The following is a 9,079-nucleotide window of genomic DNA, read 5'->3' on the forward strand; positions in this document are numbered from 1 at the left end:
GTGTAGCTGGTCGGGTAGTCGCCTGCCTGCTGGAAGGCCGCCGGCGTCTTGACCGGGGTGCAGACCTTGTCGCCGGGCTTGAGGTCGATGAGCCACTGGTAGGTGATCATCGGCTCGTAGAAGGTGATCCCGCCGTCGTAGTTCCCGTACAGGAACGCCTTGGTGAACGGCCGGCCGTGGAACTCCGGGCCGGTGCCGTCGATCAGGTGGTTGCCCATCTTGGCGACGACCGCGCCGAAGTCGGCGTAGTCCGGGGCGGTGTACTTCGCGGGCACGGGCTTGCGCGCGGTGGCGAAGTCGTCGCAGTCGGTCAGGCCGGGGCCGGCGCAGGGGCCGACCCGGATGGCGTCCCGGTCCTTGCGGCTCTGGATGTAGAAGTGGAAGTCGAAGTGCGGGGCGGTGTAGACGCCCTGCGGGTCGTGGCCCTCGGCGTTCCAGTTGACCAGCGCCCAGGTGAACGGCCCGGACTTCTTGGTGTACGTGCCGGGCAGGTCGAACGGGTAGCTCTGGTGGTGGATGCACTCGGTCGCGGGGTCGATCCGGCCGTCCCCGTTGACGTCGTAGCAGTCCTTGCGGTCCGTGGTGTGCGGCTCGGGCAGCCCGGTGAGCGCGGTGCGGTCGAAGACGAAGCCGAGGGCGGTCGGCCGGCCCTTGGAGAACTGCGCGTAGGTGCGCATCCTCCCGTTGCCGACCTTGACGGCCGGGCCGTACTCGGCGCACGGGCCCGCGTAGGCGCCGGCGGTGTCGAGCGCGGAGTCCGCCTCGGCGGAGCCGACGGTGTCGGTGGTCTCGCCGTCGAGGGTGGCCCGGCACACCTGGACGGCCTCGGCGCCCGAGGCGGCCGGCAGCACGGCGACGGTGCCGAGCAGTCCGCAGATCCCCGCGGCGATCCCCGCGGCGGTCAGCCAGGTGCGCTGGGTGCGTCTGTGCGACGGTGACATGGGGTGTTCCTTCCTGAGGGTGCGGCGGCGCCCCGGGGCCGGCCCCGCGCGGGCGGGCCGCGGGCCCCCCCGCCCCGTACCGCCGTGTGGGGTGGGGGTGCCTGTCCGAGGGTCACCGGGGGTTTCCCTGCCGGCGGGTGCGGCGGGGGCGGGGGCGCGCCCGGGGGGGCCCGGCCCGGGCCACCGCCGGGTGGTGGGGCGGGAGGGTCAGCGGGCCTCGGTCGTCGCACCGGCCGCGAAGGACAGGGTGCGCAGGCTGTTGCCGCCGAGGGCCTCGCGCAGGTGGGCCCGGGCGTCCGCGAGCGTGCTGCCCGGGCCGAGCACCGCCGGGACGGCCGCCGGGTCGACCGCGACGGTGTGCCGGGCCGTGGCGACCGGGCGGCCCCGGGCGTCGGTGCCGAAGGTCCACAGCCCGCTGTGGCCGAGCAGCAGGGCCGGCGGGGCGGACTGCTTGTAGGCGATCCACTCCGGCTCCTGGCAGACCCGCCAGGACGCGGTGCGGTGGGTGGCGCCGTCGGCGGTGCGGGTGACCATCTCCAGCCGCTGGACGCCGGGTTCGGGCTCCTCCAGGGCCACCTCGTCGACGTGCGGGAGGAGTTCGGCCCAGCGGTCGGCCCGGTCGACGAACGCGAAGGCCTCGGCCGCCCCGACGGTCAGCTCGACCTCGTCGGTGAAGCTGAACACCACCTCGTCCACCGGGTGCCCGAGCTCGGCGACCCGGGCCAGCGCGCCGAGTTCGGACGGGCTGTTGCGGTCCACGGCCCGGGTGATCCACTCGGCCTGCTCCGGGTCGTCGTCCACCGCGGTGAACGCGTGCCGGAGCACCACCTCGGTGTGCCCGCCGGGGAGTTCCAGGAACTCCCAGCTGCCGCCCATCGAGGCCACCGGCGCCCGGCTGACCTCCTGGCGGAAGTCGATCCGGCGGGTGACCGGGTCCAGCACGCGCCGGGAGGTCCAGTTGCTCACCGCGCCGTTGAGCACGGCCCAGATCCGGAACCGCTCCCGGTCGCCGGTGTGCTCCAGGTGCTGGACGTGCACGGTCGGGCCGAACACGGCCGGCCACCGGGTGACGTCCGCGACCAGCTCGTACAGGGCGGCCGGCGGCGCGGCGACGGTGCGCCGGTGCTCGGTGGTGCGGATCCGGTGGTTCGCTTCGCGTCCGTTCCCGGACGGGACTTCCTGCACGGTGCTCTCCTCGACTCGCCGGGCGGTGGTCAGCGGACGGCCGGGCGGGCGCCGTTGACCACGGCGAGCAGCGCGGCCGGGGTGTCGGCGTCGGCGAACGCGTCGCCCGGGAACGTGACGCCGAGCTCCCGCTCGATCCGGGAGGCGGTCTCCATCAGGGCCAGCGAGTCGTAGCCGAGGTCCTCGAACGGGGTGTCCAGGGTGTTCTCGTCGAGGACCGGGCCGTCGCCCTCACCCGCGCAGGCCACCAGGATGCGGCGCAGGTCGGTGACGGTCATGGGAGTGGTCATGGGTCTCTCCTCGGAGGTGTGGTCGGGGGTGGTGCGGGCGCCGCTCAGCGGCCGGGGGCGGTGACGACCAGGGCCGCGTTGAAGCCGCGGTGGCCCCGGGCCAGCACCAGGGCGGCGCGCACCCGCAGCGGGCGGGCCTCGCCGCGCACCGGGTCCAGGCCGTACTCCTGCGGCACGTGGGTGGTGTGGGCGGTCGCCGGGACGACGCCGTCGCGGATCGACAGCAGGGCGAGCGCGGTGTCCACCGGGCCGCCGCCCGCCGCGAGCCGCCCGAACAGCGACTTGGGGGCGGTGACGGGTACGCCGTGCGGGCCGAAGACCGCAGTGATCGCCTCCGCCTCGGCCCGGTCGGCCGCCGGGCTGCCGGCCGCGTCGGCGAACACGACGTCGATGTCGGAGGGGAGCAACCCGGCGTCGGCGATGGCCAGTTCGGCCGCGCGCCGCAGCCCCGGAGGTCGGCCGGAGCCGGGCCGGGGGTCGAAGGTCGCCGCGTACCCGGCGAGTTCGCCGAGGACCCGCGGCGCCCCGCGCCGGGCGGCCGAACCGGCGTCCTCGATGACGAGCATGGCGCCGCCCTCACCGGGCAGGTGCCCGGAGGCGTCCCGGTCGAAGGGCAGGAACGCGCGGGTCGGGTCCGACACCGGGCTGGTCCGGCCGCCCGACAGCTGGGCGGCCCAGCCCCACGGGTCGAACGCGGAGTCCACGCCGCCGCTGAGCATCAGCGCGGTGCCCTGGCGGATGCCGCGCCGGGCGTGGCCGAGGGCGTCCAGCCCGCCCGCCTGCTCGCCGACCAGCGCCGCCGAGGGGCCGCGCATCTTGTGGCGGATGGAGATCTGGCCGGTGTTCACGGCGTAGAACCAGGCGAAGGACTCGTAGACGCTGACGAACTCCGGGCCCTGCTTCCACAGCTTCCGGAACTCGCGGTGGGTGAACTCGAAGCCGCCCTGGGCGGTCGAGGTGCAGACGCCCTGCGCGTAGTCGGACAGGCTGTCCGGATCCAACTCCGCGTCCGCCAGGGCCTGTTCGGCGGCGACCAGGGCGTAGCGGGAGGACACGTCGGTCTGCGGGAGCAGTCGGCCCGGCAGCAGGGCCGTCGCGTCGAAGTCGCGGATCTCACCGGCCAGCCGGGTCCGCAGGCCGGTGGTGTCCAGCCGGGTGAGTTCGCCGATGCCGTGCCGGCCGGCCAGTGTGGCGGCCCAGAAGGCCTCGGTGCCGAAGCCGTTGGGGGCCAGCACGGCGAGGCCGGTGACGACGGGGGCGGCCGTGGCGGTGGTGGCGGCGGAGCCGGTGGCGGGGGTGGAGAGGGTGGCGGGGGTGCTCACGCGGCGGACTCCAGACGTCGCAGGACCATCGCGCTCTGGAATCCGCCGAAGCCGCTGCCCACGGTGAGGACGTTGTCCACCCGCAGCTCGCGTGCCGTCAGCGGGACGTAGTCCAGGTCGCACTCCGGGTCCGGGGTGTGCAGGTTCGCGGTCGGCGGGACGACGTTGTGCTCGATCGCCAGGACGGAGGCGGCGATCTCGATCGCGCCGATCGCCCCGAGCGAGTGCCCGATCATGGACTTGATCGAGCTCACCGGCACCTCGTAGGCGTGGGCTCCGAGGCTGCGCTTGAACGCCGCGGTCTCGTGCCGGTCGTTCTGCTTGGTGCCCGAGCCGTGCGCGTTGACGTAGTGCACGCCGGTCGGGTCGAGCCGGGCCTCGTCGAGGGCGAGCCGGATGGCCTCGGCCATCTCGCGGCCGTCCTTCTTCAAGCCCGTCATGTGGTACGCGTTGCAGCGGGTCGCGTAGCCGCCGACCTCGGCGTGGATGTGCGCGCCGCGGGCCAGGGCCGACTCCAGCGACTCCAGCACGAACATCGCGGAGCCCTCGGCCAGCACGAAGCCGTTGCGGGAGTCGTCGAACGGGCGGGAGGCGTGCTCGGGGTCGTCGTTGCGGGGCGTGGTGGCCTTGATGGCGTCGAAGCAGGCCACCACGATCGGCGACACCGGGGTGTCGGCGGCGCCGGCGAGCACCACGTCGGCGGAGCCCTCGCGGATCAGCTGGACGCCGTAGCCGACCGAGTCCAGACCGGAGGTGCAGCCGTCCGAGACCAGGGTGACCGGCCCCTCGGCGCCGACCTCCCAGGCGATCTCGGCCGGCATCGCGCCGGGGCTGAAGTAGTCGAACATGTGCGGGGACAGGTAGTCGTGGTCCACCTGCCAGTCCCGGCCGGCGCCGGACAGCACCAGGTACTCGCGCTCCAGGCTGGTCGCGGCGGCCACCGCGCTGCCGAGGCTCACGCCGATCCGGTGCGGGTCGAGCGAGGCGAAGTCCAGTCCGCTGTCGGCGACGGCCTCGCGGGTGCAGGCGACGGCGAACTGGGTCGCCCGGTCCATCCGGCGCAGCTCGCGCGCCCCCAGGCCCTCCAGCTGCGGGTCGAAGTCGACCTCGCCGGCGATCCGCGAGCGGAACGGGGCCGGGTCGAAGAAGGAGATGCGGCGGGTCGCGGTGCGGCCCTCGGACAGCAGGCTCCAGAACTCCTTGGTCCCGGTGCCGCCCGGTGCCCGCACCCCCATGCCGGTGATCACCACCCTTCGGGTCATCGTCCTGCTCCTTCACGGCCTCGATTGCTGCGGACCATGGACGGTCCTCCTTCCGAATGGGAACGGGCCCTGGGGCCCGTCTTCGGACCCGGGGGCCCTGGAACGGCAACAGCGTGCGAGCGGTGCCTCAAGCCGCACTCGAAGCGGCCTTGACGCCTGGTCAGGCCGAAGGTGCCGGTCCGGGCGCTGTGGCGGTCGTCGAGCCCGGCTCTAGCGGGGGCTGGGAGCTTGGCCGGGCCTGCGCCCGTCGCACGCCCCCGACATCCGTCCGACCACCCCGGGAGCCCGTCATGCCCGCCCAGGACCCCACGCTGGAGGAAGTCGCCGCGGGCGTCTTCGCGTACGTGCAGCCCGACGGCGGCTGGTGCCTGAACAACGCCGGGCTGGTCGCGACGGGGGACGGCGCGGTGCTGATCGACACCGCGGCCACCGAGGCCCGCGCCCTGGCCCTGCGCGCGGCCGTGCTGGGGGTCTGCGCGACGCCGCCGGGGCTGCTCGTCAACACCCACTCGCACGGCGACCACAGCTTCGGCAACGCGCTGTTCCCGGAGGCCGCGGTCGTCTCGCACGAGAACGCCCGGCGGGAGGCGCTCGCCGCCGGACTGCACCTGACCACGCTGTGGCCCGGCGTCTCCTGGGGCGACCTCACCGTGCGGGCCGCCGACCTCACCTTCGCCGGCCGGACCTCACTGCACCGCGGGGACGTACGGATCGAGCTGCTGCACTTCGGGACGGCGCACACCACCGGGGACACCGCCGTCTGGCTGCCCGACCACGGGGTGCTGCACACCGGGGACCTGGTGATGGCGGGCGTCACCCCGTTCTTCCCGATGGGCTCGCTGGCCGGCTCGCTGCGGGCCGTCGAGGAGCTGCGGGCGCTCGGCGCGAGGACCGTCGTGCCCGGGCACGGGCCGGTCGGCGGCCCCGAACTCCTGGACGCCACCGAGGACTACCTGCACTACGTGCGGGACCTCGCGGCCGCGGGCCGCCGGGCCGGCCGCTCGCCGCGGGAGACGGCCGCCGCGCACGGCCCCGGGCCGTTCGCGGCGCTGCTCGACGCGGAGCGCCTGCTGCCGAACCTGCACCGCGCCTACCTGGAGGACGCCGACCCCGGCTCGGAGAGCACCGTGGACATGGGCGCGCTCTTCGCCGAGATGGTGGAGTACTGCGGCGGACTGCCGGCCTGCCACGCCTGACGGGCCCCGGCCGCGCTCCGCCACCCCGGCAGGTATGCGTGACATGAGCTCAACTATCCTGCTGCCATGGGACCTTTGAAGCCTGATGTAGCGCAGTTGGTGATCGGACTCGTCTGCTTCTTCCTGATCTTCGGGATCCTCGGGGCGGTGCTGCTGCCGCGGATCGAGAAGGTGCTGGGGGAGCGGCGGGACGCCACCGAGGGGGGTGTCGAGCGGGCCGAGGAGGCGCGGGCGGAGGCCCAGCGGATATATGAGGAGTTCCAGGCGGAACTCCTCGCCGCGCGGCACGAGGCGGCGGCGATCCGGCAGACCGCCACCGAGGAGGGGGCGGCGCTGATCGCGCGGCTGCGGGCCGAGGGGCAGGCGCTGCGGGACGGGATGCTGGCCGAGGCGCAGGTGCAGCTGGCGGCGGACCGGGTGCTGGCCGAGGCCGAGCTGCGGGAGGACGTGATCCGGCTGGCCGGGGAGCTGGCGGGGCGGGTGATCGGCGAGCCGGTCGCCGAGCTGCCGCGGACCCGGGCGATCGCCGACGAGTTCTTCGCCGCGCAGGACGCCGGGGCCGGCGCCCGGGCCGTTGCGCCGGGAGTCCGCCGGGCCCCCGCTGCGCATGCGTACGCCCGGGCGCGGGGCCGTGCGTAAACGGGGATTTCAGTATGTACCGGCCCTGCGCACGCGTGGTCGAATGACCGGGTAGTCGCTGGTGCCGGGGGCAGGCGGCCGGCCCGGGCGGGGTACCGGAAATCCCGGGGCATCCCTTCGCGCACGGGCCGGAAATACCTCGTCCTGACAGAACCTGGCAGACCGAGGAAAAAGAGGTAACCGTGGCCGAGCATTTCCTTTCCGCCTATCTCACGCCGCCGGGGCCGGGTGCGGTCTTCTCGGTCCGGCACGACCAGAACGTCGCGCTGTGGCGCCGGGACGGGGCGGACGTCGAACTCGTCCGGGTCTGGGAACTGGAGCGGGTCAGCGGGCAGAAGCACCATTTCTGGCCGCTGTACACCGAGGGCCGCTCGGCGGCCTTCCTGTCGGCGCTGCTCGCCGAGGAGGGGCTGACCCTCGACGACGTCACCGCCACCTGGGGCACGCCCGGCCTGCCCAAGGCGCAGCCGGTGCCGAAGCCGGCCGGGGCGGAGGACTTCCCGCTGCACAGCCTGGCGCACCTGTTCAGCGGCGTGCTGCGGGACGTCCCGCTGTTCCGCGAGGGGCAGATCGTCGGCCTGGCGATCGACGCGCTGCCCGACTACGCCCAGGAGAGCCGCCCCAACCCGTACTGGTACGCGGGCTGCGTGGTGAAGCAGGGCCGGATCACCTTCGAGCCGGTGGAGTCCCCCGGGCCGCTGTACACCGCGGCCGAGACGGTGTTCGGGCTGGAGCCGGGCTCGCTGATGGCGCTCGCCTCCGCCTCGACGGCCGCGATCGAGTTCGACGCCGAGGCCGCGATCGCCGGCGTCACCTTCTTCGGCGGCTCGGCGACCCAGCCCTGGAAGGCCGCCCACGACCTGGTGCGCTCGGTGGTGGACGCGGCCGAGGAGCAGCTCGCCGACGCGGAGCTGGACGACTCGCTCAGCCGTGAGGACCACCTGCGCAGCGCCGTGATGAAGGTGATCCAGCGCTGCTGCGAGGGCGTCGCGATCCGCAACGTGGAGCGGCTGTTGGAGGTCGGCGGCATCCGCGCCGAGGACACCCACCTGGCCACCACCGGCGGCTACGCGCTCAACTGCCCCACCAACACCCTGCTGATGGACCGCTTCGGCTTCCGCGGCCTGGTCACCCCGCCGTGCGCCAACGACTCCGGCCAGGGCATCGGCCTGGGCCTGCTCGGCCTGTACGGGGCCGGCGCCCTCGACGGCGCCGGGCTGCGGATCACCTCCCCGTACTACGGCCGGGACGTCCTGGACACCGAGGAGGCGCTGGCCGAGTTCGCGCCGTGGATCGTCTCGGTGACGGACTTCGAGGACGAGCGCTTCGTCGCCGACGTCTCGGACGGCGTGGTCGCCTGGGTGGACGGCCGGGCCGAGCTCGGTCCGCGCGCGCTGGGCCACCGCAGCCTGCTCGGCGACCCGCGGTCGCCGAAGGTCAAGGACCTGCTGAACGAGGTCAAGCGGCGCCAGTGGTGGCGGCCGGTCGCGCCGATGGTGATGGCCGAGCACGCGGGCGACTGGTTCGCCTCCGACCGCGAGTCGCCGTACATGCTGGAGGCCGTGCAGGTCCGGCCGCAGGTGCGGGAGCTGGTGCCCGCGATCGTCCACCTGGACGGCTCGGCCCGGCACCAGACCGTCACCGCGGCGTCCAACCCGCGGCTGCACCGGGCGCTGGACGCCTTCCGGGCCGCGACCGGGGTGCCGATCCTGTGCAACACCTCGCTCAACGACAAGGCCGAGGCGGTCGTCGACCAGGCCGCGCAGGCGCTCAACCTCTGTGTCCGCAAGGGCGTTCCGGTGCTCTACCTGAGCGGGCGGCGGGTCGAGCTGCGGGCCGAGCCGGTGCCGACCGCCGGGGTGCCGGCGCCGGTGGCCCCGACCGAGCCGCGGCCGCGCGCCCTGGAGCACTTCGCCGGGCAGGAGGCGGACCGCGACGCGCTGTGGCAGGGCTGGCTGGACGCCGGCTACACCGTCGAGGGCATGTACCACCTCTCGCGCAGCCACCAGCTGCGCGCCGAGCGGGAGTTGTCCACGCCGGAGCGGGTCAACCTGCTGGCGGCGTACCGGGCGAAGGTGGACCCGTCGTTCTCCGGGCTGGTGGACAACTTCGTCCGTACCCACGGGCCGGGCGGCTCCTTCGTCGACCCGTCCACGCTGACCGGGGCGTTCGGGGTGATCAACCCGCTGCGCAAGGGCCGCTGAGCCGTCGGGGAAAGGGTCGGGGGGTGGGGCTTTTCGAAGC

At 74.3% G+C, this 9,079-nt stretch carries 8 protein-coding genes; 3 read left to right on the forward strand and 5 right to left on the reverse strand.

The genetic code is table 11. The annotated features are described in order from the left end of the window. The 5 genes from ACFXPX_RS42470 to ACFXPX_RS42490 all read right to left on the reverse strand — a co-directional run. The coding region (locus ACFXPX_RS42470) for a hypothetical protein (RefSeq protein ID WP_380644988.1) at positions 1–941 on the reverse strand (941 nt) is incomplete at its 3' end. A gap of 207 nt (positions 942–1,148) precedes the next feature. Continuing rightward, positions 1,149–2,126: an aromatase/cyclase gene (locus ACFXPX_RS42475; RefSeq protein WP_380528802.1), complete on the reverse strand. Its 978-nt coding sequence runs from the start codon at positions 2,124–2,126 to the stop codon at positions 1,149–1,151. A 29-nt stretch (positions 2,127–2,155) separates the two neighbouring features. Then, positions 2,156–2,416: an acyl carrier protein gene (locus ACFXPX_RS42480; RefSeq protein ID WP_375895220.1), complete on the reverse strand. Its 261-nt coding sequence runs from the start codon at positions 2,414–2,416 to the stop codon at positions 2,156–2,158. Positions 2,417–2,460: 44 nt separating this feature from the next. Further along, the gene (locus ACFXPX_RS42485) at positions 2,461–3,738 is read right to left on the reverse strand and encodes a ketosynthase chain-length factor (RefSeq protein ID WP_380644989.1); all 1,278 of its coding nucleotides are present in this window, start codon (positions 3,736–3,738) and stop codon (positions 2,461–2,463) included. Continuing rightward, on the reverse strand, positions 3,735–5,000 hold the full coding sequence (locus ACFXPX_RS42490) for a beta-ketoacyl-[acyl-carrier-protein] synthase family protein (protein WP_380528806.1): 1,266 nt from the start codon (positions 4,998–5,000) through the stop codon (positions 3,735–3,737). The genes ACFXPX_RS42485 and ACFXPX_RS42490 overlap by 4 nt, the downstream gene beginning before the upstream one ends. Positions 5,001–5,290: 290 nt before the next feature. On the opposite strand from ACFXPX_RS42490, the gene ACFXPX_RS42495 reads away from it, so the two are divergent. The 3 genes from ACFXPX_RS42495 (at position 5,291) to ACFXPX_RS42505 (ending at position 9,039) form a co-directional block, all read left to right on the forward strand. Then, positions 5,291–6,196: an MBL fold metallo-hydrolase gene (locus ACFXPX_RS42495; protein ID WP_380644990.1), complete on the forward strand. Its 906-nt coding sequence runs from the start codon at positions 5,291–5,293 to the stop codon at positions 6,194–6,196. Between the two features lie 66 nt (positions 6,197–6,262). Further along, the gene (locus tag ACFXPX_RS42500; RefSeq protein ID WP_380644991.1) at positions 6,263–6,835 is read left to right on the forward strand and encodes an ATP synthase F0 subunit B; all 573 of its coding nucleotides are present in this window, start codon (positions 6,263–6,265) and stop codon (positions 6,833–6,835) included. Between the two features lie 182 nt (positions 6,836–7,017). Continuing rightward, complete coding sequence (locus tag ACFXPX_RS42505) at positions 7,018–9,039, forward strand: carbamoyltransferase C-terminal domain-containing protein (protein ID WP_380528811.1); 2,022 nt, start codon at positions 7,018–7,020, stop codon at positions 9,037–9,039. Positions 9,040–9,079: the final 40 nt, after the last annotated feature.

Origin of the sequence: Kitasatospora sp. NPDC059146 (genome assembly GCF_042786665.1) — a bacterium.
Lineage (GTDB): Bacteria > Actinomycetota > Actinomycetes > Streptomycetales > Streptomycetaceae > Kitasatospora.